Origin of the sequence: Amycolatopsis thailandensis, assembly GCF_002234405.1 — a bacterium.
Classification (GTDB): domain Bacteria; phylum Actinomycetota; class Actinomycetes; order Mycobacteriales; family Pseudonocardiaceae; genus Amycolatopsis; species Amycolatopsis thailandensis.
In genome coordinates this window covers 47967-72708 of sequence record NZ_NMQT01000020.1, presented here as the reverse complement: position 1 = coordinate 72708, position 24742 = coordinate 47967, and the positions used below count along the sequence as shown (strand labels likewise).

Genomic DNA, 24742 nt, shown 5'->3' with positions numbered 1-24742 from the left:
AGTCGCCGTCCCGGCTACAGATGTTGTGAAAGCCACTTTCGCAACCTTCAGCGTTGCGGAAGTGGCTTTCACAACGCTGCGGAGCGCGTTGGGCCAGCGGTCGGAACTCGCGTGATCAAGCACCGATCTCGCGTGCTTGAACACGTGACTCGCGTGCTTGAACACGTGACTCGCGTGCTTGAACACGTGACTCGCGTGCTTGAACACGTGACTCGCGTGCTTGAACACGTGACTCGCGTGCTTGAAGGCGTGACTCGTGTATCACGGCCCCAAGCACGCGAGATCCGGCCCCAAACACGCGAGATCCGGCTCTGATCACGCGAGTTCCGGCTCCAAGCACGCGAGTTCCGGCTCTGATCACGCGAGTTCGGCTTCCCGCGCCCGGTCCCGGATGCGACCGACCACAATGGACCGTCGCCAGGCGCGCGTGACTTCCACCAGCCACGCCGCTTCGGCGGCGATGTCCGGCTCGTCGAGGTAGGTCGCCGGAATGTCGTCGGGGGCGTACCGGCGGCCCGCCCCGGAGGCGACGATCGCGGCGGCCAAGGCGGCGGCTTCGATCGTCGCGGGGAGCCGGGCTTCGGGGGTCTTCGCCTTGCGGGCCTCGGCTTCCGCGGCCGACGGGACCTCCGGATCGAAGTACGGGCGCAGCGCGAGATGGCCGTCCCGGATCTCGATGACCCTGCGGTACAAGGCGAATTCGACGCCGCCGGGCATCCCGGGACCCGGGTCCAGCGCGATTCCCGGGACGGCTTCGCGCAGCGCGGTCCACAACGGCTCGATCCGGCGGTACGTCCGGTACAGGCCGATCAGGCGGAACGGGGCGGCCAGCGCGGGCCCCCACACGCTGAGCGTCGCGCCCGCCCCGGCGAGCCCGACGCTCAGCGCCGCCAGGATCGCCGAGAGCGTGTCCTCGCCGGCGTCGACCGCGCCGGTGGTGGCGAGGACGTAGATGTCGTCGACGTCCCAGAAGGTCCAGGCCAGCGCCGACACCCCGCCACCGACGAGCAGCCACAGCCCGGTGCGAAGCGGGCCGGGATCGGCATGGCGCGCGAAGCGGGCGAAGACGATCGAAAAGGTCAGCAGGCTGATCAAGCCGTACGCGAGGAAGAGGACGTTGTACGCGACGAACCAGCCGAGCCTTCCCGGTCCGGCGGCGGTGTGCTCGCCGACGCGATAGCTGTCGGAGAGGAAGAAGAGCACGATCTCCGCGCCCACGACGACCCAGGACAGCAAGGCGTGCCAGCCGATCCGCTTGCCCTCCCCCAGTTTCAGCGAATGCGCGAACGCGACCGCGAAGGCCATCGCGCCGATCTTGAGCACGTCCGCGGCGAGGTTCAGCAGGCTGCCGATGGGTTCTTCGACGCCGACGGCGTTCTCCATCGCCGGGGTGAGCAGCATGATGCCGCCCGCGATGCACATCCCGAACGCGCTGAGGAACCACATCCGCCGCACCGGCTGGGTGTGCCTGGCCTGGATCAGCTTGTATCCGAAACCCGCGCAAGCCACCACGCAACAGAAGTACGCGATGGTCTCGGTCACGGAAGCCGTCGTTTCCGGCTGCCGAAGAGGTTGTCGACCCTGGCCATCTCACCGGCGAGGTCGCTCGCGCTCTCGTCGAGGCGCGCCGCGCCACGCACCGCCGTCCGGGCGACGCGTTGCGCCAGCAGGCTGGCGAGCAGTTCGGCTTCCTGCTCTTCGACGGCGCTGTACCCCGTGCGGCCGAGGACGCGACGGACGAGTTCGGGTGACAGGTTCGGCATGAGGGTCTTGCTGGCGGCGGCGTCGAGCGCGATCCCGTCGGCTCCGGCGTCCGCGCCGACGTGACCGCACAACAGGTGGCCGACCTCGTGCAGCAGGATGTGCCGCCGGTGCAGGGCGGTGGTGTTGGTCGGATAGAGGATGTAATCCGTGCGCTCGGTGCTCATCAACAGCCCGCACGGGCCACTGGAGGGAACGCTGACCTGCATCAATTCGATCGGTCGGCCGCGTTCGGCGGCGAGTTCGGCGATGAAGGCGTCGGCGTCGAAGGGTTCGGGCAGGGTGACGCCGTCGGCGAGACTCCGGCAGCGGCGCCACAACTCCTTGCGACGGCGATCCACTCACGCCTCCCTCTTCGAGCCGCCCCGTCCGGATTCCCTGCGGGCGATCGCGTCGATCATGTCGCTGATGGTGTCGAGTCCGTCGGGGGAAAGCGTTACGGCCCGCAGCGCGACGTCGCGGACCCCGGCGTCACGAAGGGCCCCCAGGAGCGCGAGTTCCTCGGCGATCTTGGCGCTCTGCTCGTCGTCGAAGAAGTACGCCGGCGAGACACCGAAGAACTGGGCGAGCGCCTCGAGGTGCCGTTTCGTGGGGTTGTCCCGGCGACCGGTACGCAGCTGCCACAGGTACGTCGTCGAGAAACTCTCGCCGGTGGCCTCTCGGCAGGCCTTGGCGACCTCCTCGTGGCTGTACGGCTCACGATCGGGTCTCAGCACGATCTGGAACAGCTTGTCGATCTTGTCGGCGAGCGTCGTCTTCCCGGGCTCGGTCGCGGCCACCATCCCACTCCCTACATGTCGTGCCCGTTCATGCTAGTTGACGCGATGCCCACATTCATACACGTCAGTTTCACCTCACGCGAGGGCGTGGCTGGCAACGCGGGCAGGAGCACGACGAACGGTTCATGAAGAGGTCTCGACGGATGGGCATCCCGCACCGGCCGCAGGCAGCCCTTCCTGGCCGTAGGCGTCGAGCTACCGGTCGAAGTATTCCTCCTTCCCGCGTCAGATATGTTGATCTACTGCAACGCCAAGATGAGTGCGTTTCGCTGTACAGATGTGGTTCTGCTCGACCGAATGTCACCCTGCGATGGGCTTGGCCGCTCCCAGCGTACGACCTCCGACTTCAATGTGGATGGGGGCTCAGCCGAAGAAGCAGTCGGGCTGCCTGGCCGGTGTTTGAGAAGCTTCTACGAGACGGCGGACGCCTTGACGCTCGTGTTGCTGATCGGCACGCCGATCCGGTCGCGGGCGACGACGCCGTCCTTAACGACGTAGCGCTCGACGACATGCTCGCCCTTGAAGTCCGAGTACTCCACCTGGGTGCCGGCCTGGTCGACTCGACGATCTACCCTCGGATCACGCCCCGCCACTCGGCCTCCGCCCTTCCATCGCACGTCGTAGAGCTGCTCACCCATGCAGCCGGTGACCACAAGTCTCAGGCTCTTGTCGGTCTTAAACAGGATCCTTACCTCGAAGAGTTGTGTCCCGCGCTGCGCAAGGCGGATGTGTACACCGCGACGTGCGGAGGACCATCGGGAACTAAGTTCAGCCGAGCCTCGAACCCACAGCGAAAGCTCCTGGATAGGATCCTCCAAGGTAGCCTAGCGGGCTGTGGAGAGGAGACGACTGTTGGTGAGACTCAACCTCAAGTCCGTCGAGGAGCGGGTCGCACCACTCGGAGGACGAAGCTCCTACGACCGTGAGTTCATCTTCCAACTTCTCATGGCATACGGGAAGCCACAGGGTAACGTCACGCGACTTCGCAAGGGGTCGCTCAATGTCGCGGATAACCCCGAGACCGAGGTTGCGCAAAAGAACGTCGTCTACTTCAAGGAGACCACAGACAACCCACTCGCCGTCATCGACGAGCTCAAGACCGCGCCAACCGTGGTGCGATACAGTACGCGCTTCGTAATCGTCACCGACTACGCCGAGCTCCTCGCTGTCGATACCAAAACCGGCGAAAACCTGATGATCCCAATCCAGGACATCAACCAGCACTTCACCTTCTTCCTACCCTGGGCTGGCATGGAGAAGGCGCAGTACATCGCGGAAGCACACGCCGATGTCAAGGCCGCCGAACGTATGGGCAGGCTCTTTGATGAGTTGCTCGCCGCAAACCCATATCTACTAGACCTGCCGCACGGCCGACATGGGTTGAACGTCTTCTTCACCCGCCTGCTGTTCTGCTTCTTCGCAGAGGACACGGGCATCTTCGAGGAGAACCAGTTCACCAACGCCGTCGGATCACAGACTCAAGCCGACGGCTCGGACGTCGCCGAGTTCCTCACCGACCTCTTCGCTGCCCTCGACACCGCCGAATCTAGCGATAAGCCCCGGTATTTGACTGGCTTCCCATACGTCAACGGGCGCCTCTTCAAGATGACCCCGGACGATGTGGTGCCCACGTTCACAAAGAAGGCCCGGAAACAGCTGATCGAGTCCGGGTCTCTGATCTGGCGCGGGATCAACCCGGATATCTTCGGGTCGATGTTCCAGGCGATCGTCACTCCCGGCAAGCGCTCCGACCTGGGTCAGCACTACACCTCGGTGCCGAACATCCTCAAAACCATCGAGCCCCTCTTCCTGGACGAACTCAAGGAGCAGCTCGACACAGGATTCGACTCGGTCAAGAAGCTCGAGCGGCTGCTGGAACGGATCAGCGAGATCAAGGTCTTCGATCCCGCCTGCGGCTCGGGGAACTTCCTCGTCATCGCCTACAAGGAGCTGCGCAAGCTCGAGCATGCAATCCTCGAGCGCCTCGCCGACCTCGACCCCAAGCATCAGGTCCTATTCGCCGAGTCAAAGATCAACATCGAGAGCTTCTACGGCATCGAGATCGACGACTTCGCCGTCGAGGTCGCAATCCTATCCCTGTGGATAGCCAAGCACCAGATGAACGCCGAGTTTAAAGAAAAGTTCAACGTCTCAATCCCATTGATCCCACTCAAGGAGACCGGCCAGATCCACGCCGGCAACGCCACCCGCACTGATTGGAACTCGGCCTGCCCGAACGATGGCCAAACGGAGATATTCCTGATTGGAAATCCCCCGTACGTAGGATCAAGTATGCAATCAGGCGACCAAAAGGCCGAGTTCCCAGTGGTTTTCGGCCATCGCCCATTCTCGAGGAATCTCGATTACATTGCACTTTGGTTCGTCAAAGGCGCTGATTACATTCGCGGCACACGGTCAAAACTTGCCTTTGTAACCACCAATTCAGCAGCCCAAGGGGACCACGTTGGCTTAATGTTCCCCAGCGTACTAACGGACGGAATCGAGATTGGATTCGCCTACACCTCATTCAAATGGGAGAATAACGCCAAGCGCAATGCTGGCGTTACCGTGGCGGTCATCAGTCTCCGCAACCAGTCGACTGCTTCAAAGTATCTGTACGCCGACGATCTGAAGATCGAAGCAAAGAACATCAACGGATACCTTGCCGACGGCCCGACAGTCATTATCGCCCGTCGCTCCAGTCCTTTGGGAGTTGCTCTCCCTCGGATGATACGTGGGTCGCAACCGTCGGACGGCGGGCATCTCATCCTTGACCCTGCCGAACGTAATGCACTGTTAGCCTCAGCACCGGAAACCGCTTCTTTCGTCAAGCGCTACATGGGATCGTCGGAGTTCATTAACGATGGCGAGCGATACTGCCTGTGGGTCGAGCCGGAGGATGCTTCGAAGGCAATGTCCACTCCCGCTTTAGCCCCGAGGCTCAGGCAGGTAGCGGACTTCCGTCGCGATCGAAATGACAAGACAACTCGAGATCTCGCAGATAAACCATGGCAGTTCAAGCAGCCAGCATACAGGCCAACAGAGTCGATCATGGTTCCAAGCATCTCCTCCGGGCGTCGCGATTACATTCCCATAGGCTACCTGGATGCCGACACAGTTGTCTCAAACAAGGGGTACGCGGTATATGACGCGCAACCGTGGCTTTTTGCCATCCTTACCTCACGCGTGCACATGGCCTGGGTGAATGCAGTCTCTGGGCGAATGCGCGAGGACTACCAGTACTCAAACACGATCGTCTACAACAATTTTCCCGTACCACCGCTCTCCGAGTCCGCAAAGGAACAGCTCACGTTCGCGGGACTCAGGGTGCTCGATGTGCGGGAGTACCACTGCGAAAAGACGCTTGCTGAGTTGTACGACCCGGATCTGATGCTCACCGACTTGCGGCAGGCGCATGCCGAGGTCGATGCGCTGGTGGACTCGATCTACTCCAAGCGCGGCTACGAGACCGATGAGCAAAGACTGTCGGACCTGTTCGCTATGTATGAAGCGATGACTGCCGAGGAGGCTGCCAAGGCTCCGACGAAGAAGACGAGGGGTGCTCGGAAGTGAACGAGATCAAGAAGCCGGTCAACATCGTCGATGTGACCTACGCCCGCACGGGTGGATCGGTCAACACAGACGCGTTAGGAATGCGTGAGATGCAGCAGCGCGTCTTCACCAAGCGCGATGCCCAGCACCTGTTGGTGAAGGCTCCGCCAGCCTCCGGCAAGTCACGGGCTTTGATGTTCGTCGGGCTCGACAAACTCTACAACCAGGACCGCAAGAAGGTCATCGTCGCCGTACCTGAACGGTCGATCGGGGCGTCGTTCGCGTCGACGAAGCTGACCGAGCATGGGTTCTTCGCCGACTGGGAGGTCAAGCCCGAGCACAACCTCTGCGATCCCGGCTCATCGCAGGGCAAGGTCGGGGCATTCATTGACTTCTTGAACGGCCCCAACGCGATCATGGTCTGCACCCACGCGACGCTGCGGTTTGCGTTCGAGAAGCTCGCCCCGGACGCATTCGACGGCACGGTGCTGGCGATCGACGAGTTCCACCACGTGTCCGCCGACACCGAGGCGAACCGGCTCGGGGCGCTGCTGCGCGCGGTCATGAACGGCTCGGACGCGCACATCGTCGCGATGACGGGCTCGTACTTCCGCGGCGACTCGGTGCCAATCCTGTCTGCCGAGGACGAGGAGAAGTTCACTCCGGTCACGTTCAACTACTACGACCAGCTCAACGGCTACCAGTACCTGCATTCGCTCGGCATTGGCCACCACTTCTATCAGGGCCGTTACACCGACGCGATCGGTGAGGTCTTCGACTTGAACAAGAAGACGATCATCCACATCCCGAACGTGAACTCGGGCGAGTCCACCAAGGACAAGATCGAAGAGGTCGGCTTCATCATCGACTCGATCGGCCACGTCGAGGACACCGACCCCGACACGGGGATCATCAGCATTCGCCGCTCAGACACCGGCGTGATCCTGCGGGTTGCCGACCTCGTCGACGACACGGATCAGAAGAAGCGCGCAGACACCCTGCACTATCTCGCGACCGTCGCATCGAAGGACCGTGACGCTGTGGACGTCATCCTCGCGCTCGGGATGGCCAAGGAAGGGTTCGACTGGCCCTTCGCCGAGCACGCACTCACGATCGCCTATCGCGCCTCGCTGACCGAGGTCATCCAGATCATCGGCCGCGTCACCCGGGATTCCCCCGGCAAGGAACACGCCCAGTTCACCAATCTGATCGCCGAACCGGATGCCCCCCAGGGCGAGGTCAAGGTGTCGGTGAACAACATGCTCAAGGCCATCACCGCCTCGCTGCTGATGGAGCAGGTACTGGCACAGAACTTCACTTTCAAGACCAAGCACCCCGGCGAAGGCAGTGCTCCCCCACCGGGCGTCATCACAATCAAGGGCTTCAAGGAGCCGTCCACCAACCGGGTCAAGCAGATCGTGGAAACTGACCTGAACGATCTCAAAGCGACGATCCTGCAGGACGACACTTTCGCGAAGGCCGCCGCTGGATCTGTGGCTCCGGAGACGACGAACAAGGTACTGATCCCCAAGATCATTCGCGAGCGGTATCCCGACCTGGATGAGTCTCAGGTGGAGGAACTCCGCCAGCAGGTCGTCGTAGACTCGGTGATCAAGAACGGCGAGGTCCGCGAGGTCGGCGACAAGCGGTTCATCAAGATGTCGGAGAAGTTCGTCAACATCGACGATATCAACATCAACCTCATTGACTCCGTCAACCCGTTCCAGCGGGCCTTCGAGGTAATGTCGAAGGCCGTCACCCCCTCGGTGCTACGCATCATCTCCGACGCGATCACCGCCACCCGGATCGAGTTCACCGACGAAGAGGCCTTCTCTCTGTTCCCGAAGATCCAGCAGTGGGCCAAGGTCAACGGCCGCAAACCTGATGTGCGCTCGGAAGACCCCACCGAGAAGCGCTACGCCGAGGCACTGTTGTACCTGCAAAAGCGCAAGCAACAGCACCTCGCGGAGCAACGCTCCACACAGACAGTCGACGAGTCATGACAAGTAACGAAGACTTCGCTCCAGTTGACATCCCCTACTCCGCAGTCGACATACAGGCACTGATCGACTCCGATCTCGATGGCCTCCTAGACACGCCGGAGAAGCCGAAGAAGGTCACCTCGGCCGATCGCTTGGAGCGCGCCTTTCTTGAGGTTGTCGAGTTTCGGCGCACCCACGGTCGGGCCCCCAGCTCGACAACGCGAGAGATCGCCGAGCGCAAGCTGGGAGCACGACTGGACGGGATCCTTGCCAACGAAGATAAGATCACAGCGCTCAAGAAGCTCGATGAGTTCGGCCTGCTCGACGTCCCCGAGGCTCCTGCGTCAATCGATGACCTGCTCGAGGGCGACGACTTCCACCTGCTCGACGATGACTCAGGATTGCTGGATGTGTCCGATCTACCGGGGCGGCGCCAGGTGTACGACACGGATGCCGCACGCCGCCGCAAGGCTGAGGACTTCGGGCAATTCGAACCGCTATTCAAGCAGAAGCACGCCGAGCTTCGAGCGAGCACGTCCAAGCTCCTGCCCTACCCTGGTATGGCTCACATCGTCCCCGGCGCATTCTTCGTCCTCAACGGTGTAATGCTGTTCATCGCCGAAGTCGGGGAAACCGAGTACAAGAAGTCGACCGTCCGTGAGAACAAGCGTGAACGACTCAGGTGCATCTTCGAGAACGGCACCGAGTCCTCGATGTACCGCCAGTCCCTTGCGATCCGACTCAGCGACGAGGACGGCCAGATCCTCGCCCAAACCGAGATGCCCGAGATCCTCACCGACGACGAGGTCAGCGGCTACATCTATGTGCTCCGCTCCCTGAGCGATGACCCTCAGATCGCCGGCATCAATGACCTGCACAAGATCGGCTTCTCACGGGGTCCTGTCGAGAAGCGGATCAAGAACGCCGAGAAGTCGCCGACGTACCTGATGGCACCGGTTGCTGTGGTAGCCAACTACCGCGCCTACAACCTGAGGGCCTCGGCCCTTGAGAATCTCCTGCACCGTGTTTTCGCCGAAGTGCGGCTCTGCATCACCCAGATCGACCGCAAGGGCCGGGACTACGACCCATCGGAGTGGTTCGTAGTCCCGCTCAATGTCATCGATCAGGCGATTGAGCTGATCATCTCCGGCGACATCGTCGGGTACGTCTACGACGCACGGTCTCAGAAACTGAGTAGGAACAGCTGAGCTGGCGATATGTGGAGCGTCCCGCTGGCTCCGGGTAAGCATCACCTCGGAGCCAGCGGACCTAACACCCGTGAATGAATACCCCGGAGTGAGTCTGCGCCGCCGCAGCAACTCAGCAGCTGCGTCCAAGAGCATCAGGGAGGCGACTCCCAATTGATGTGCCAGTGCGTCGACCGAATCCAACGTCAGGTTCCACTCTCCGCCCTCGATTCCAGCTGAGCGCCCAGGGCGCGACGCCTCGACAGAGCGGACCACGGCAGCATTGAGATTTCGGGGAGCTCGGCGATGCCATCCGATCATCGCCCCTTCGACGAGTCGACGTACGGCGAGATCCTGGACGACGCGGTGACCTCGCACCGGTGAGCGCCTTGGCACGTTCGATGAGTTGGGGGTTGAGATGGATACTGGTGACCGCCAGGGTGGCTCCTTCTTCGGTCTCGGATTCTACAGGTCTCCCGTCGCATCATCGCCGCGTCCGACAGATCACGGCCATTTACCAGTGCCGCGAGACACGTATAGCGAACGTTGGGATTGGCGGCAAGTCGGAGCTGCACACAGCAAACTCTGCGCTGCAAGACGGCCTCGAGGCTCCTCGCGGAGCAGTCGCGACCGCCATCAAATACCGGTGACGCCTCCTCTCGCCTGTGTCTCGCGGACAACTTCTATGCGCAGGACGTAAAGGACGTCGGAGAACGGTCATGTAGTGATGATCTCAACTGCGCGTGCGGCTCTGTTGACGCTCCTCAGCTAGCGTTTTCGCTGGCAGACTGGGCAAAAATAGCTCGAGCGGTTCATGAACGGGTCCCGCCGGATGGCCGTCCCACAGCGGCCGCACGGCAGTCCTTCCTGGCCGTAGGCGTCGAGCGACCGGTCGAAGTAGCCGGACTGGCCGTTGATGTTGACGTAAAGCGCGTCGAACGACGTCCCGCCCGCGACGAGCGCGGCGGCCATCACCTCGCTGGCGGCGGTGAGCACGGTGCGGCCGTGGGCCGCGGTGAGCTTGTCGGTCGGGCGGGACCAATGGAGCTTGGACCGCCAGAGCGCTTCGTCGGCGTAGATGTTGCCGATGCCGGAGACGAGGGTCTGGTCGAGCAGGGCGCGTTTGATCTCGGTCCGCCTCGACCGTAGCGCGCGGACGGCCTGGTCGAGGTCGAACCGCGGGTCCATCGGGTCGCGGGCGATATGCGCGATGGTGCCCGGCAACGCCGTCCCGTCGACCTCGGTGAGGTCCGCGAGCGCGAGACCGCCGAAGGTCCGCTGGTCGACGAAGCGCAACTCCGGGCCGTTGTCGGCGAAGCGGAACCGCACGCGAAGGTGCTTCTCGTCGGGCGCGTCGTCGGGCTGGACGAGCATCTGGCCGCTCATGCCGAGATGCGCGAGCATGGCCTGGCCGTCGGAGAGCTCCAGCCACAGATACTTGCCGCGACGTCGGGCGGCGGTGATCTTGGTGCCGGAGAGGCGTCCGGTGAAGTCCTCGGCGCCGAGTTCGTGGCGGCGGATGGCGCGGGCGTGCAGGACTTCGACGTCGGTGATCGTCCGGCCGGCGACGTGCGCCTGGAGCCCGGCACGGACCACCTCGACCTCGGGGAGTTCGGGCATGCCGCCGATTCTCCCACTGGGCGCCGGACGCGGGCTGAAGGGGACTTTCCCCGCATGCCATGCGACGAAAGCGTCCTTCACCGCGTCGGATGCGGTGAAGGACGCTTTCAGCCCGCCAGGGTCAGGGCGCGAGCGGCCCGACGTCCGCCTTCGTCAACGCCTTCCGTGTCCCGCCGGCCAGCAGCTCATCGGCCCCGACGTCGAACTTCCCGGACCGCGCCTGGAGATCGATGTCGGTCCCCGCGAAGGGATAGGACCCGACACCGGCGTCGATCGCCGGGCTTCCCGCGGACAGCCGGAAGTCCTGTGCCAGCTGGGGATCGACGGCCTTGTACCCGCTCGAAGGCATCCCGGCGGGCCCGCCCCAGACGATGTACCCCTCGTACTTCACGTCCGAACCACCGGGCATGCTCACGAGCGTCCCCGTCCCCAGCAGGATGTTGTTCGCCAGCACGCAGTCCTTGGGTTTAAAGTCGCCACCGTCGCCATGGATGCCGTCGGTGGTGCCGACCACGGTGTTGTACGCGACCACGACGCGGTCGGGCCGGTCGTGGAGCTTGCTGTCCGGTCCGCTGTCGGCCTCGTTGCCCGAGCCGAACACGATCCCGCGGTTCGCCGTGGAGTTCACGTAGTTGCCGACGATCTTGTGATCGTTGCCGTGGAAGCGGATCCCGGACTTCCCCAGCAGGATGTTCCCCTCCACCACGCTGCGGTCCCCGTGGCGCAGCACGATGAACCCGCGGCCGTCGCGGATCGTGTTGTACCGGACGACGTTGTCCGACGACTTCACGGAAATCGCTTCGGAGTCCCCGTCGGCCTTCTCGAACAGGTTGTACTCGACGATCCCGTCCGCCTTATACTTCTGATGGTTGCTCAGCCCGAACCGGATCGACTCGCCGCCGTTCGAACCGGTGAACTGGTGGTTGTAGAAGTAGTTGTGGTGCACGCGAACCCGTTTGGCCATGTCGTCCGACGGCCCGAGCACCTGGAGGAAGACGCCTTGGCTGGTGCGGTTCTGCAGCACGTTGTGGTCGAACTCGGTGTCGTTCCCGTTGAGCGTGACCCAGTTCCCGCCGCCGGTGAGCTGGACGTCGAGCCGGGTCAGCCGGTTGCGCGTGCTGCCCGCGGGCACGTTCAGCGAACCGCCGTGCCGGAACTTGAAGCCGCGCAGGACGACGTTCGACGCGTTCGAGGAGAACGCGAAACCCGTGGCTCCCTTGATCTCGGCCTTGGCCGACGTGTTCCGCGGTGATCGTGATCGGCGCGCTCGCCGACCCGGACCGCTTGATCGAGATGGCCGAGCCCGCCGAGTAGCTTCCGTCGGCCAGCCGGATTTCATCGCCGGGGCCTGCCTTGTCGATCGCGGACTGCAGCGCTCCGAGCGAAGTCACCCGGACGACTTGAGCGGCCGACGCCGTGGCCGGAGCGGCGACCAAGGCCAGAGCCGTTGCTGTGACGAGACAGAAATGACGCATCCGCCGACCTCTCGACAAGGCGACCCGAAAGGTCGCGTCAGTGGCGGCGGACTGCGTCGACGTTACTGATTCACCGACTCGGACGTCAACGAAACGTCCCGCTGAAGAGGACTCAGGTCGTCTTCGGCGGCTGCTCGATGTCGAGCTCGGCCGAAAGCTGGCGCCAGGCCGTCTCGGCGGCCTTCTGCTCGGCTTCCTTCTTGGTCGTCCCCGAGCCGTAGCCGAGTTCGCGCCCGCCGACGAGGACGGTGGCGCTGAACTCCTTGCGGTGATCGGGTCCGGTGTCCTCGACCTTGTACTCGGGTACGCCGAGTCCGGCCGACGCCGTCAGCTCCTGGAGACTGGTCTTCCAGTCCAGACCGGCACCGCGCAGCGGAGCTTCGGCGAGCAGGTCGTCGAACAGGTGGTGCACGAGTTTGCGCGCGATGTCGATGCCGTGCTGCTGGTACGCGGCGCCGATGACGGCTTCGAGACCGTCGGCGAGGATGCTCGCCTTGTCCCGGCCGCCGGTGAGCTCTTCGCCCTTGCCCAGCAACAGGTGCTTGCCCAGCCCGCCTTCACCGAGGCCGCGCGCGACCCGGGCCAGCGCGTGCATGTTGACCACGCTGGCACGGAGCTTCGCGAGCTGACCTTCGGCCAGATCGGGATGCGTGTTGTAGAGGTGGTCGGTGACGACCAGACCCAGCACCGCGTCCCCGAGGAACTCCAAGCGCTCGTTCGGCGGCAACCCACCGTTCTCATAGGCATAAGAACGGTGGGTCAACGACAGCGTCAGCAGCCCGGGTTCGATGGTGATCCCGAGCGCTTCGAGCAGTGGTGCGGGGTCGGCGGGCGGTCCACCGGCCGTTTTGCCCCCCATGTCGTCAGCTGCCGATCAGGCGGGCTCGACGACCTGGCGACCGTTGTGCTGGCCGCAGGCCGGGCACGCGATGTGCTGGAGCTTCGGCTGCTTGCAGGCGCGGTTGGAGCAGGGCACCAGCTGAACCGGAGCCGCCTTCCACTGGCTGCGGCGCGCGCGGGTGTTGGATCGCGACATCTTCCGCTTCGGGACGGCCACGAGTAGATCTCCTTCAGACGGTCTGCCCGCGGTCGCGAGCGAACTTGCTTCTCCGGAACGAGCTGGTGCTCGTCAGGCTTGCTTTCCGGGGCCATCGGCCTGGTCATCGCCCGTTTCGGTGTCGAAACGATCGACCAGCGCGGCCCACCGAGGGTCTATCTTCTCATGCCCGTGTCCGGGCGGGAGATCGGCCCACTTGACACCGCATTCGGTGCACAGACCCTGGCAGTCCTCGGTGCACAGCGGGGCCAGCGGGAGCGCGAGCACCACCGCGTCGCGGACCGTCGGCTCAAGGTCGATCCGGTCGTCCACCAGACGGGGGATCTCGTCCTCGTCGGTGGTCTCCTCGGTCGCGGAACCCGGGTACGCGAACAGCTCGGTCAGGTCGACCTCGACGTCCTCGGTGATCGGGTCGAGGCACCGCGAGCAGTGCCCTGTCGCGACGGCGGACGCCGTACCGCTGACGTACACACCCTCGACGACGGACTCGAGCGTCAGGTCGAGTTCGAGGCTGGAGCCGGCGTCGATGGTGATGACGTCGGGCACCCCGAGCGCGGTCTCGACGGGCACGGTGCGTTGGACGGCCTTGCTCAGGCCGGCGTGACGGCCGAGTTCGCGGGTGTCGAGCACCCACGGGCTCCGGTCGTCCAGCTGCGCAGGCCTGGCCTGCGGCGACTTGTTCTCAGACATCGGTTACCAGGGTACGCAGCCCCCGCCACCTCTTTACGGGCACGGTCCGCTACACCCTCGCGAACGCTATGAAAGGTCCTTTCCTTGCAAATTTTGCAAGGAAAGGACCTTTCATAGCGCGTGTACGGGCTCGGATCAGGCCTGGTAGTCGTAGAGCGAAGTGCGGCTGTTGCCCGGCAGGTTGACCGGCGACCGCAGGTGGTTGCGTCCGGAATCGACCGTCCGCAGCGTGGTCGCCAGCAGTTCGGAGAACTCGGCCAGTTTGCCGTCGACGTAGGCGTCGCAGTCACTGCGCTGCTTGTCGGCCTCGACGTGCGCCTCGTCGACGATGCGCGCCGCCTCGCCGTGCGCGGCCTGGACGACCTCGGTCTGCGCGACGAGCCGGGCCTGTTCGGCGCGGCCGTCCTCGATGGCGCGCTCGTAGGCGTCGCGGCCCGCCTGGATCATCCGCTCCGACTCGGCCCGCGAGCGGTCGGTGAGGTTCTGGAACTCGGCCTGTCCGGCGGCGACCATGCGCTCGGCCTCGCCGTGCGCGTCGCTCATCATCTGCTCGGCGCGGGCGCGGGCGTCGGCGAGGATGCGTTCGGCCTCGGCCTGCGCGTCGGCGACCGTGCGATCGGCCTCGGTGTTCGCCGTGGTGACCGTCTCCGCCGCCTCGGTGCGGGCGGTCTGGATCAGCTGATCACGTTTGTCGAGGACGTCCTGCGCGTCGTCCACTTCACCCGGAAGGGCGTCGCGGATGTCGTCGAGCAGTTCGAGCGCCTCCCCGCGCGGGACAACGCAACTGGAGGTCATCGGCACGCCGCGGGCTTCCTCCACGATGGTGACGAGCTCGTCGAGCGCCTCGAAAACCCGGTACACGGCCACTCCCTACCTACAGCGATCCCCACATTCCCTGACCTCAGTTTGCCCGCATCGGCGCGGTAAGGGGTGAAAGCACGCGGTACCGGGCGTGTCCCGCCCGGTACCGCGCGCCATCGCCCGCTCCTTACCGGAGAGTGAGTTCCGGATCCGTGACCAGCTTGATCAACTGGTCGTCGGCCGGACGCGAACCCCCGTCGCCCGCGCCGGTGGACACGACGACCGATGTGCCGTCGGCCCGGTACGCGGTCGCGTCGCGACCCGGTTCGACGTCGCCGGGAGGCAGTGACGGGACGGTGCCGGTGACGACCACGGTGCTCCCGTCCGTTTGGGGCAGCTTCGCGCAGTCCACCGGTTCCCCGCCGGTCACCCCGCCGAGGTCCGCGCCGAAGTCGCCGCGGGTCTTGCGGCCCGGCTCACAACTGTCTTCGAGCGAGAACCCCCGCTTGGCGGCCTCGGTCCCGAGAAGCGTGACGACCAGCGAACGGTCGGCACCGGAGGCGTCCTGGTAGCCGACCATGAAGATGAGGACGTCCCAGGTCCGCAACTGATGGACGGAGCGGATCCGGATGTCCTTCGCCCCGGTGAGCACGCCGGGCAGCGCGGTCGACAGATGCCCGGCGAGCTTCGCCTTCCGCGCCGTCAGGTCCACGTTCCCCGATACCGGGGGCGGCACGCTGCTCGGCGACGGCGCCGCCGGGGTGGGCAACACGGCCGGGCCGACCACCGGACCGGTTTCCGGCCTCACGAAGACCACCGCCGCCGCGATCATCGCCAGCGTCGCGACCCCCGTCGCGACGACGGCCCGCCGGTTCCGCGCCTTCTTCGCCGCCGTGCCGGCGACCTCGTCCGGGTCGAAGCCGAGCGGGGGCTCGGCCAGTGTGATCCCGCGCAGCTTGTTCTCGAGTTCGTCCATCACGCGTTCCTCCCGGAGACAGCCTCGTCGTGCTGTCTCTTCAGGGCCGCGCGGAGGACGTCGAGTCCCCGCGAGGCCTGGCTCCTGACCGTCCCTTCCGAACTGCGCAGCGCGACGGCGACCTCCGCGACCGGGAGGTCGGCGCAGTAGCGCAGTACGACGGCGGCGCGCTGTTTCGGTGGAACTTCGGCGAGGGCGCGAAGCAGCGAATCCGAGATGCCCGCATCAGCGGGGGCCGAAGGCTCTTCGGGGACGACGCCGTCGCGGTTTTCCTTGCTCCGCCATGGACGTCGCCGCTCATCGAGCCAGCAGCGCATCAGGATCTGCCTCGTGTAGTTGTCGACGGGCCCTTTCCGGCGGACCTTCGGCCAGACCCGGTAGAGCTTGATGAGCGCGGTTTGGACCAGATCCTCCGCGAGATGCCAGTCGCCGCAGAGCAGGTACGCCGTCCGCCGGAGCGGCAGCGCCTTGTCCCTGGCGAACTCCCTGAAGCTCGCATCGTCCCCAGACCGCATCGTGCCTCCTCATCCGTGTTCCGATGTATCTCACGGACGAGGAGGCACGGGATGTTGCATGGGCGACTCAGCCGTTCAGGTCGACCAGCTTGAAGGTCGCGTAGCGGTCCGGCGTGTAGACGATCTCGCTGCCCTTGCCGGAGATCACGCGGTCGCTCGTGCCCACCGGGAACAGCTGGTAGTAGCCGGCCGCGCACGACGGCAGCACCCCCTCACGGTTCTCGTAGACCGTGCCGGTCGCGCCGCCGCGGGCCTTGTCCACCACGGACTTCGCCGCGGAGGACAGCGCCGAGTAGCCGGTCTTCGCCAGCTTCGAGGTGTCACCGCAGGACGGCGCCGGCGTGCCCTTGACGTCGATCACGGAGAAGCTCTTGTAGTGGTCGCCGGTGTAGAAGTACTCCCCGCCGGTCCCGGTGACGATGCGGCGCGTGCCGCGGTTCGACGAGCCCGGGGTCGGGACGGTGTACTCGTGGTAGTAGCCCGAAGCGCACTTCGGGAGGATGTTCTCCCGGTTCGAGAAGACCGTTCCGTCGTTGTCCGGGTACGGGTACGGCCCGCCCTTCTGGATCAGGTTGTACGTCGTCGTCGCCTCGGCGGGGAGCGACGAGAGCGACGTGTGCTTGAACCCGGTGAGATCCCCACAAGGGTTCTGCTGGATGGAGACGGGCGCCGCGGCCTGCGCCGCACCGACCCCGCCGAAGAACGTGACGAGCAGAACGAGCAGCGCGGCGGCGGCCCGCGATCGTTTGTTGGTCATTTTCGGACCGTAACCCGATCGTGTGTTCGCCAGAAGGCGTCGAGATGAACTCTCCACCGCCGCTCACCGCTGCCAGACCAACGGCTTCGGCCGTTCGGGTCAACCTCGTTCGGAGTACTTCTCCGAGAGGCGTTTGAACACTATCGGCGGCACCAGGTGCTCGATGTCGCCACCGAGCGCGGAGATCTCCTTGACCAGCGAGCTCGACACGAAACCGTAGGCCGGGTTGTTCGCCATCAGCAGCGTTTCGAGCCCGGTCAGCTCGCGGTTCATCTGCGCCATCTGGAGCTCGTAGTCGAAGTCGCTGACCGACCGCAGGCCCTTCGCGACCGCGATGATGTCGTTCTCACGGCAGTAGTCGACCAGGAGTCCCTGCCAGGAGTCGACGCGCACGTTCGGCAGCTTCGCGGTGATCTCGCGCAGGATGTCCATCCGCTCTTCGGTGGTGAACAGGCCCTTCTTGCTCTTGTTCACCCCCACCGCGACGACGACCTCGTCGAACAGCTTGGCCGCCCGCTCGATGATGTCGAGATGCCCATTGGTGGCCGGGTCGTAGGACCCGGGACAGACCGCACGCCGCATGGCGCGGACGCTACCAAGGCCGACGGCCTCCCGCGCGTTTCTCTGTGCGGCGTCACACCTGATATTCGGCCCAGTAGAGCGCGGTGTCGCCGTAGCGTTTCGTCCGCATCGGCGCGAAGCCCGGCGGCCAGTCCGGCTCGCCGTCCCGCGCGGCCCGCTCGATCACCACCAGCGCCCCGTCCACGACCCAGCGACCTGCCGCGAGCGCGGCCATGACCTCCCCCAGGCGGGTGGAATCGACCGCGTACGGAGGGTCGGCGAGGACGATGTCGAACGTCTCCGGCGCCGGAGCGGCGACGACGGACTCGACGGCCCCGGCGCGGACCGTGCCGCCGAGACCGAGCGCGGCGACGTTCCCCTTGAGCACTTCGACCGCGCGCCGGTCCGACTCGACGAACAGCGCGCCCGACGCGCCGCGGGACAGCGCCTCGAGCCCGAGCGCGCCCGAACCGGCGTAAAGGTCGAGGACCTGGCTCCCTTGCAGCTCGCCGGCGACCTCCAGCGCGTTGAACAGCGCTTCGCGTACGCGTTCCGATGTGGGCCGCGTGCCCTTCGGAGGGACCTTCAACCGCCTGCCGCCCGCGGTCCCCGCCACGATCCTGGTCATTGCAGCATCGTGCCTCAACGCCTTCCACCGTGACGTTGCCCGGGACTTGGTGAAGCCGCCGCCCAGCTCGCGTAGAGTCGTCCTTCGCCCTCGGAGGCGATAGAAGCGTTTAGGAGCGTTGCGTGTCCGAACCTCGGGTCAGACGGGCCGAGATCGCCATCGAGCAAGCCCATGTGGACACGGTCTACACCCGGCTCGCCGAACTGCGAGCCCAGGCAGAGGCCATGCGTACCAAGGGCTATGAGATCGGCCATGGCGCCGGGCGGGAAGCGATCTTCGAGCAGGCGTCGATGCTGTTCGAACGGGACATGATGGTGTACCACGCCAATCAGACCCTCCAGACCCTCGACGCGGAGTACGAGGGCCTGGTCTTCGGCAGGCTCGACCATCTCGACAACGACCACATCTACGTGGGCCGTCTCGGGATCCGCGACGCCGAGTTCGACAACCTCGTCACCGACTGGCGCGCGCCCGCGGCCGCGGCGTTCTACCAGGCGACCGCCGAGGAGCCGATGGACGTCGTCCGGCGCCGGGTGATCCGGTGCTCGGGGCAGAACGTGCTCGACGTCGACGACGACGTGCTGATCGCCGACGCGGTCCCGGAGACGATGCAGATCGTCGGCGAGGGCGCGCTGATGGCCGCGCTCGGGCGGTCGCGCGGCGAGAAGATGCGCGACATCGTCGCGACCATCCAGAAGGAACAGGACGAGGTCATCCGGGCGCCGTGGCGCGGTGTCACGGAGATCACCGGCGGCCCCGGCACCGGCAAGACCGCGGTCGCGCTGCACCGCGCGGCCTACCTGCTCTACCGTCACCGCCGCCAGCTCGGCGGCGCGGGCGTGCTGGTGATCGGCCCGTCGGGGGTGTTCACCAGCTACATCTCGCGGGTGCTGCCGTCGATGGGCGAGACGAACGTCGAACTGCGCGCGCTCGGCGAGGTCCTCGACGGCCTCGAAGCGACCCGGCAGGACCCGGCTCCGCTGGCGGCGATCAAGGGGTCGCTGCGGATGCGCAAGATCCTGCTGCGCGCTCTGCGGGACACGCCGGAAGACGCGCCCGAGGACATGAAGATCGTCTACCGCGGCGAGGTGCTGCGGCTGAACGCGCGCGAACTCGACAAGGTGCGCCGCAAGGTCCACACCGCGGGCGGGCCGCCGAACCGGTCGCGGATCCGCGCCGCGGAACTGCTGCTCGACGCGCTCGCCGCGAAGGCCGATCAGCACGCGAAGGACGACGGCCGTCAGATCGACAAGGCCGAGCTGATCACCGAACTCGGCGAACGCATCGAGTTCCACCGGTTCCTGGTGGTCTGGTGGCCGATCCTGTACCCGGCGCAGATCCTGCGGTGGATGGGCACCGAGAAGCGGCTCGCGTCGGCGGCGAAGGGCCTGCTCAACCGCACTGAGATCAGCATGCTGGCCGCCGACTTCGCCGACCGCTCTCGCGGCTGGACCATCGCGGACGTCGCGCTCCTCGACGAGCTGCGCGTCCTGATCGGGCAGCCGCCCAAGAGCCGCCGGGCCCGTCAGAGCATCGAGGTCAACCCGGAGCGCGGCGGCGCCCCGACCCGGCCCGAGCACTACGACGAGTACTCGCACGTGGTCATCGACGAGTCGCAGGACCTCTCGCCGATGCAGTGGCGGATGGTCGGGCGGCGCGGGAAGTACGCGAGCTGGACCGTGGTCGGCGACCCGGTGCAGAGTTCCTGGCCGGATCCGGCCGAGGCCGCGATGGCGCGTGACCAGGCCTTCGGGCTCAAGACGACGCGGCGACGGTTCACCCTGCGCACCAACTACCGGAACTCGGCGGAGATCTTCGATCTGGCCGCGAAGGTCGTCGCCGGGCACGCCGAGGCCGACGAGCTCCCGCGCGCGGTGCGGCAGACCGGCATCACGCCGGAGGTCCGGCCGGTCGAGGCCTCCGGGTTGCAGGCGGGGACGCAGGCCGCGGTGAAGGAACTGATGGGGGCCGTCGAAGGCACCGTCGGCGTGATCACCGCCATGGACCGGGTGCCCGAGGTCGAGGGCTGGCTCGACGGGCTCGCGGACGAGCGGCTCAAGGTCGTCGGCAGCCTCGACTCGAAGGGCCTCGAGTACGACGCCGTCGTCCTGGTGGAGCCCAACGACCTCATCACGGAGTCGACCACCGGACGGCGGGTGCTGTACGTGGCGCTGACCCGCGCGACCCAGCAGCTGACCGTCCTGGCCTCCAACCCGGACTGGATCCCCGCCGTCTGACCCCCGCCCGACCTAGAACGCATTTCGTCCTCTGGATGCGGTAGTTGCGCGTGCAAGTACCGCATCCAGAGGACGAATTGCGTTCTAGGGGTGGGCGCGAAAAAGCTGAAGGGCTCCTTCAGGGCACTGGTGAATGTCCTGAAGGAGCCCTTCAGACCCCCGGTGAGTGAACGATGTGGGGACGCATCGCACGTCCAGGGGTATTTCTAGCGCCTATTCGTTGTTCGGTGTCACAGCGCTTTCACCGAACAACAACGCCGAACAACGAATCGGCGGTGGTCACGGGCACGGAGGCCGGTAATCGAGCCCCGGGAGGCGTTGCTCCCACTCCGCCGCCGTGATCCGCGGGTACACGGTCGCGCAGACGCGTTCGGCGGCGCGTTCCGCGTTCGTCTCCCACAACCGCACGCTGCCGTCCGCCACCGAAGCCGCGAGCGTGTGCCCGTCGGGGGCGAACGCCACCGCGTTGACCCTGTCGACATCCTCGGCCAGCGTCGCCGATTCACGGACCGCTCCGGGATCGGAGACGTCCCATAGTCGCACGGTCCGGTCGTAGCTGCCGGTCGCGAAGGTCTTCCCGTCGCCGCTGAACGCCACCGAGATGACGATGTCGGTGTGCCCGGGGACCGACGCGGTCTGCCGCGGGGCCGCCGGATCCGACACGTCCCACAGCCGCGCGGTGCGATCGGCGCCGCCGGTGGCGGCGAGTCTGCCGTCCGGGCTGAACGCGACGGAGAACACGGTGTCGGTGTGTCCCTTCAGCACCGAAAGCTGCTTCGGCGCCTTCACCATGGAGACGTCCCAAAGCCGCGCCGTGTGGTCCCAGCCCCCGGTCAGCAGAGTGCGCCCGTCCGGGCCGAACGCGATCGAATGGACGTCGTCCTCGTGCCCGGTCAGGGTCGCGAGTTCGACGGGTCTCCGCGTGTCCGCCACGTCCCAGAGCTTCACCGTGTGCCCGGCGCCCGCGGTCGCCAGGGTCCGGCCGTCCGGGCTGAACGCGACCGCGTCGATCTCCTCCGGAGGCCTGCTGAAGACACCGACGTCGACCGGCGCGCGCGGATCGCCGACGTCGATCAGCCGCATCGTGTGGTCCCAGGCGCCGGCCGCGAGCGTCCGGCCGTCCGGGCTGAACGCGAGACCGCAGACGCCGTTGCCGAAGCCCGTGATCCTGCCCAGCTCGCGCGGGTTCCGCGGATCGGCGACGTCGTTCAGGCGCACCACGCCGTCCTGGCTCCCGGTGGCCATCAGCTTCCCGTCGGCGCTGAACACCGCCCGGCAGGCCGACCTCGTGGGGCCGGTGATCGCGGGCCCCGGCAGCTCCCACAGCCGCACCGTCTGATCGTCGCTCGCGGTCACGAGCGTGCGGCCGTCGCGGGAGAACACCGCCCAGACCACCGCCGCGGTGTGCCCGGTCAGCAGCGCTTTCTCACGCGGCTTCTTCGGGTCGGTGACGTCCCACAGCCGCGCGTTGCGGTCGAAACCGGTCGTCGCGAGCGTCGTCCCGTCGGGACTGAACGCCACCGACCGCACGATGGTCCTGTGCGCCGTCATCGTCCCCAGCGGCGCGGGCGCCATCGGGTCGGCCAGGTCCCACAGCCGCGCGCTCTGGTCGATGCTCGCGGTGGCGAGCGTCCGGCCGTCCGGGCTGAACGCCGCGGAGTGGACCCCGGCGGTGTGCCCGGCCGCCACCCCGAGCGGCCTGGCCTTCAGCGGTTCGGCGACGTCCCACAGTCGCGCGGTCTTGTCCGCGCCCGCCGAGGCCAGCGTCCGGCCGTCGGGGGCGTAGGCGAGACCGTTGACGTTGCCGGTGTGCCCGGCCAGCGTGGCCACGAGCACCGGTTTCGCGAGATCGCGGACGTCGAACAGGCGGATCGTGCCGTCGCCGTCCGCGGTGGCGAGCACCGGCGCCTTCGGGCTGAACGCGACCGCGTTGACCCGGCTCGGATGTTCCCCGACCGGCACCCCCGGCCCGGGGTTGGCCGGATCGGCGACGTTCCACAGCCGCGCGGTCTTGTCCCAGCCCGCCGTCGCGACCGTCCCGCCGTCGGCGCTGAACGCCACCGAGTTGACGTTTTCGGTGTGCCCGGACAGCGTGGCCAGCTCGCTCGGACGATAGGGATCCTTGACGTCCCACAGCTTCGCCGTGTGGTCCCAGCTCCCGGTCACCATGACCTGGCCGTCGCCGCGCAGGGCGGCCGAATTGACCCGGTTGGCGTGCCCGGCGGCACGGGTCGAGTAGGGCGAGGCGACCATCCCGAGCACGCTGCCGCGGGTTTCCACCCCCGGGTCGACGCGATACGCCGCCAGCGCGAGCTGCGCGGCCAGCGCCGGGTTCGTCCCTCGCATTTCGAGGGCCTGCCCGGCGACCTTCTGCGCGAGCGCGTTGTTGCGCTGGCTGGTCGCGGTCTGCTCGGCACGGACGGCGTACACCATCGCGGCCGTGGCCAGGACCAGCAGCACGGCCAGGAGCGCGACCAGCTGACGCAGCCGCCGGGTGCGACGGCGCGCGATGGCCTGCTCCCGGTTCTCGATGGCGACGCTCGCTTCGAGGAAGCCGCGTTCACGCTGGGAAAGCGCGCTGTCGTGCTCGCCCGCCCACTCCATGGCGATGGACAGCCGCGCGCCGCGGTAGAGCCAGCCGTCGTCGCGGCCGACCGACTCCCACGCGTCGGTCGCCTCGGTGAGCTGCCGGTGCACGCGCAGGCCCTCACGGTCCTCGGCGAGCCATTCGCGCAGGCGAGGCCAGCCGCGGATCAGCGCCTCGTGCGCGATCTCGATGCCGTTGTCGTCGAGGGTGACCAGCCGCGAGGAGGCCAGCCTGTCCAGCACGACGGCGACGTCCGGATCGTCGGCGTCCACTTCGTCGCGGGTGATGCGGCGTTTGGTGTCCTCGGTGCCTTCGCCGAGCGCGGTCATCCGCAGGAAGATCTGGTTCGCCAGTTGCTGTTGGTGTTCGCTCAGCGCGGTGAAGGTGTGCTCGGAGGTCTGCGCGACCGACCGCTCGATCCCGCCGGTGGACTCGTAGCCGGTGAGGGTGAGGGTGTTGCCGTGGCGGCGGCGCCAGGTCTCCAGCAGCGCGTGCGAGAGCAGCGGCAGCACGCCGGGCTGCCCGGTCGCGTCGGCGACCAGCCGCGAGACCAGCGCGTTTTCGACGCGGTACCCGGCGTCGATCGCCGGTCGCGAGATGGCCTGCCGCAGCTCCTCGGTGCTCATCGGGCCGACGAGGATCTGCGCGTCCTGCATCGCCTCGACCAGCTCGGGATGCCGCGCGCAGTGCGTGTAGAAGTCGGTGCGGATGCCGAGGACGACCCTGGTCCGGCTGTCCGGCTCGGTCGTCGCGGTGACCAGCGCGGCCAGGAAGGCGGCGCGCTCGTCGGCGTCCTGGCAGAGCGTGAAGACCTCTTCGAACTGGTCGACGACCAGCACGACGTCGCCCTCGCGGTCCGCGACCAGCTGCCGGGCGGCGAGACCGAGATTGCGCGGATGCCCGGTGAACTCGGTCAGCAGCCCGCCGGGCGCGAGCCCGAGCGCGGCGCCGAACTGGACGGCGCACTCCTGCAGCGGCCGCGAACCGGGCGTCATCAGCACCGTGACGGAGTGCTCGCCGACGACGGGCAGGAGGCCCGCCCGGAGCAACGACGACTTACCCGAACCGGACGCTCCCAGAACCGCCAGAAATCTTTGCCCCGAAAGCCGGGTAACCAGTTTCCCGACAAGTCGTTCGCGTCCGAAGAATCGGCCCGCGTCACCCGGTCCGAATGCGGTCAGGCCGATATAAGGGGCCGATTCCCCATTCAGTGGGGCAACCCGTGAATCGCTGACTCCGGTGCGCGTCCGCTCGGTCACGTCGTGCCATCGGGCCTCCCACTCCGCCTCTGGCCCTTCACATGCCCGGACGTAGGCCAACGTGACCGCCAAGCTGGGCATCTTCTTCCCGCCCGCGGCTTCGGAGAGGGTGCCTGCCGAGTAATGGGCGCGCCTGCCCAGCTCGCGGTACGTCGGGTTTCCGGCTTTCTCCCTCAATCTCCGGAGATCGGCGGCGAACTCGAGCAACGGATCGTCCCCGGGATCCAAAGGTCGCTCCGGACGCGGCACCCTCAATCCTTTCTTTTCAGTGGTTTTCCCACGGTCGCATTAGGGGGCAACCGTACCGTGAAAACGACG

General features: G+C 66.3%; 19 protein-coding genes and 2 pseudogenes. 4 read left to right on the top strand and 17 right to left on the bottom strand.

All coding sequences use genetic code 11. The features are described 5' to 3' along the window. Nucleotides 1-357: 357 nt before the first annotated feature. The 5 genes and pseudogenes from CFP71_RS06440 to CFP71_RS45305 all read right to left on the bottom strand — a co-directional run bounded on the left by CFP71_RS06440 (nt 358) and on the right by CFP71_RS45305 (nt 3358). Nucleotides 358-1542, bottom strand: a complete 1185-nt coding sequence (locus tag CFP71_RS06440; protein WP_093932907.1) for an MAB_1171c family putative transporter — start codon at nt 1540-1542, stop codon at nt 358-360. Then, entirely contained in the window at nt 1539-2102 is a 564-nt protein-coding gene (locus CFP71_RS06435) for a hypothetical protein (protein ID WP_093932906.1), read from the bottom strand. The genes CFP71_RS06440 and CFP71_RS06435 overlap by 4 nt, the downstream gene beginning before the upstream one ends. After that, entirely contained in the window at nt 2103-2543 is a 441-nt protein-coding gene (locus CFP71_RS06430; protein ID WP_093932905.1) for a helix-turn-helix domain-containing protein, read from the bottom strand. A 67-nt stretch (nt 2544-2610) separates the two neighbouring features. After that, nucleotides 2611-2762, bottom strand: a pseudogene (locus CFP71_RS43380) (zinc finger domain-containing protein); the annotation flags it as partial. A gap of 188 nt (nt 2763-2950) precedes the next feature. Then, nucleotides 2951-3358 carry a nucleotide-binding domain-containing protein gene (locus tag CFP71_RS45305; RefSeq protein WP_167406016.1) on the bottom strand — a complete coding sequence of 136 codons (408 nt, stop codon included), beginning with the start codon at nt 3356-3358 and terminating at the stop codon, nt 2951-2953. Between the two features lie 37 nt (nt 3359-3395). Here CFP71_RS45305 and CFP71_RS06415 point away from each other — a divergent pair, with 37 nt between their 5' ends. Genes CFP71_RS06415 through CFP71_RS06405 form a run of 3 tightly spaced genes read left to right on the top strand, consistent with a single transcriptional unit; the run spans nt 3396 to nt 9282 of the window. Next, nucleotides 3396-6113 carry a class I SAM-dependent DNA methyltransferase gene (locus tag CFP71_RS06415; protein WP_093932903.1) on the top strand — a complete coding sequence of 906 codons (2718 nt, stop codon included), beginning with the start codon at nt 3396-3398 and terminating at the stop codon, nt 6111-6113. After that, a complete protein-coding gene (locus CFP71_RS06410; protein ID WP_093932902.1) occupies nt 6110-8095 on the top strand; it encodes a DEAD/DEAH box helicase in 1986 nt (661 codons plus the stop codon). Before CFP71_RS06415 ends, CFP71_RS06410 begins: the two co-directional genes overlap by 4 nt. Beyond that, on the top strand, nt 8092-9282 hold the full coding sequence (locus tag CFP71_RS06405; RefSeq protein ID WP_093932901.1) for a GIY-YIG nuclease family protein: 1191 nt from the start codon (nt 8092-8094) through the stop codon (nt 9280-9282). Before CFP71_RS06410 ends, CFP71_RS06405 begins: the two co-directional genes overlap by 4 nt. A 747-nt stretch (nt 9283-10029) precedes the next feature. On the opposite strand, the gene mutM is transcribed toward CFP71_RS06405, so the two are convergent. From mutM to rsmD, 11 genes and pseudogenes are all read right to left on the bottom strand, one after another. After that, a complete protein-coding gene (gene mutM, locus CFP71_RS06400; RefSeq protein ID WP_093932900.1) occupies nt 10030-10881 on the bottom strand; it encodes a bifunctional DNA-formamidopyrimidine glycosylase/DNA-(apurinic or apyrimidinic site) lyase in 852 nt (283 codons plus the stop codon). A 121-nt stretch (nt 10882-11002) separates the two neighbouring features. Continuing rightward, a pseudogene (locus CFP71_RS06395) lies at nt 11003-12356 on the bottom strand (chondroitinase-B domain-containing protein). Between the two features lie 112 nt (nt 12357-12468). Next, nucleotides 12469-13215, bottom strand: a complete 747-nt coding sequence (rnc, locus tag CFP71_RS06390) for a ribonuclease III (protein WP_208635892.1) — start codon at nt 13213-13215, stop codon at nt 12469-12471. A gap of 15 nt (nt 13216-13230) precedes the next feature. Then, a complete protein-coding gene (rpmF, locus tag CFP71_RS06385; RefSeq protein ID WP_005160412.1) occupies nt 13231-13413 on the bottom strand; it encodes a 50S ribosomal protein L32 in 183 nt (60 codons plus the stop codon). 72 nt (nt 13414-13485) lie between these two features. After that, complete coding sequence (locus tag CFP71_RS06380) at nt 13486-14103, bottom strand: YceD family protein (RefSeq protein WP_093932899.1); 618 nt, start codon at nt 14101-14103, stop codon at nt 13486-13488. 135 nt (nt 14104-14238) lie between these two features. Then, nucleotides 14239-14964 (bottom strand): DivIVA domain-containing protein, encoded by a 726-nt coding sequence (locus tag CFP71_RS06375; RefSeq protein WP_093932931.1) that lies wholly within the window; start codon nt 14962-14964, stop codon nt 14239-14241. A 127-nt stretch (nt 14965-15091) separates the two neighbouring features. Continuing rightward, the gene (locus CFP71_RS06370) at nt 15092-15880 is read right to left on the bottom strand and encodes a hypothetical protein (protein WP_093932898.1); all 789 of its coding nucleotides are present in this window, start codon (nt 15878-15880) and stop codon (nt 15092-15094) included. Then, complete coding sequence (locus CFP71_RS06365) at nt 15880-16395, bottom strand: RNA polymerase sigma factor (RefSeq protein ID WP_093932897.1); 516 nt, start codon at nt 16393-16395, stop codon at nt 15880-15882. The genes CFP71_RS06370 and CFP71_RS06365 overlap by 1 nt, the downstream gene beginning before the upstream one ends. A gap of 67 nt (nt 16396-16462) precedes the next feature. Continuing rightward, a complete protein-coding gene (locus CFP71_RS06360) occupies nt 16463-17152 on the bottom strand; it encodes a ribonuclease domain-containing protein (protein ID WP_093932896.1) in 690 nt (229 codons plus the stop codon). A 99-nt stretch (nt 17153-17251) separates the two neighbouring features. Then, entirely contained in the window at nt 17252-17734 is a 483-nt protein-coding gene (coaD, locus tag CFP71_RS06355) for a pantetheine-phosphate adenylyltransferase (RefSeq protein ID WP_093932895.1), read from the bottom strand. Nucleotides 17735-17786: 52 nt separating this feature from the next. Next, nucleotides 17787-18341, bottom strand: a complete 555-nt coding sequence (gene rsmD / locus CFP71_RS06350; RefSeq protein WP_093932894.1) for a 16S rRNA (guanine(966)-N(2))-methyltransferase RsmD — start codon at nt 18339-18341, stop codon at nt 17787-17789. Nucleotides 18342-18463: 122 nt separating this feature from the next. Here rsmD and CFP71_RS06345 point away from each other — a divergent pair, with 122 nt between their 5' ends. Further along, entirely contained in the window at nt 18464-20578 is a 2115-nt protein-coding gene (locus CFP71_RS06345; protein ID WP_093932893.1) for a HelD family protein, read from the top strand. A gap of 279 nt (nt 20579-20857) precedes the next feature. Here the strand turns inward: CFP71_RS06345 and CFP71_RS06340 are convergent, their stop codons facing one another. Beyond that, nucleotides 20858-24673 carry an nSTAND1 domain-containing NTPase gene (locus CFP71_RS06340; RefSeq protein ID WP_482746717.1) on the bottom strand — a complete coding sequence of 1272 codons (3816 nt, stop codon included), beginning with the start codon at nt 24671-24673 and terminating at the stop codon, nt 20858-20860. Between the last annotated feature and the right edge of the window lie 69 nt (nt 24674-24742).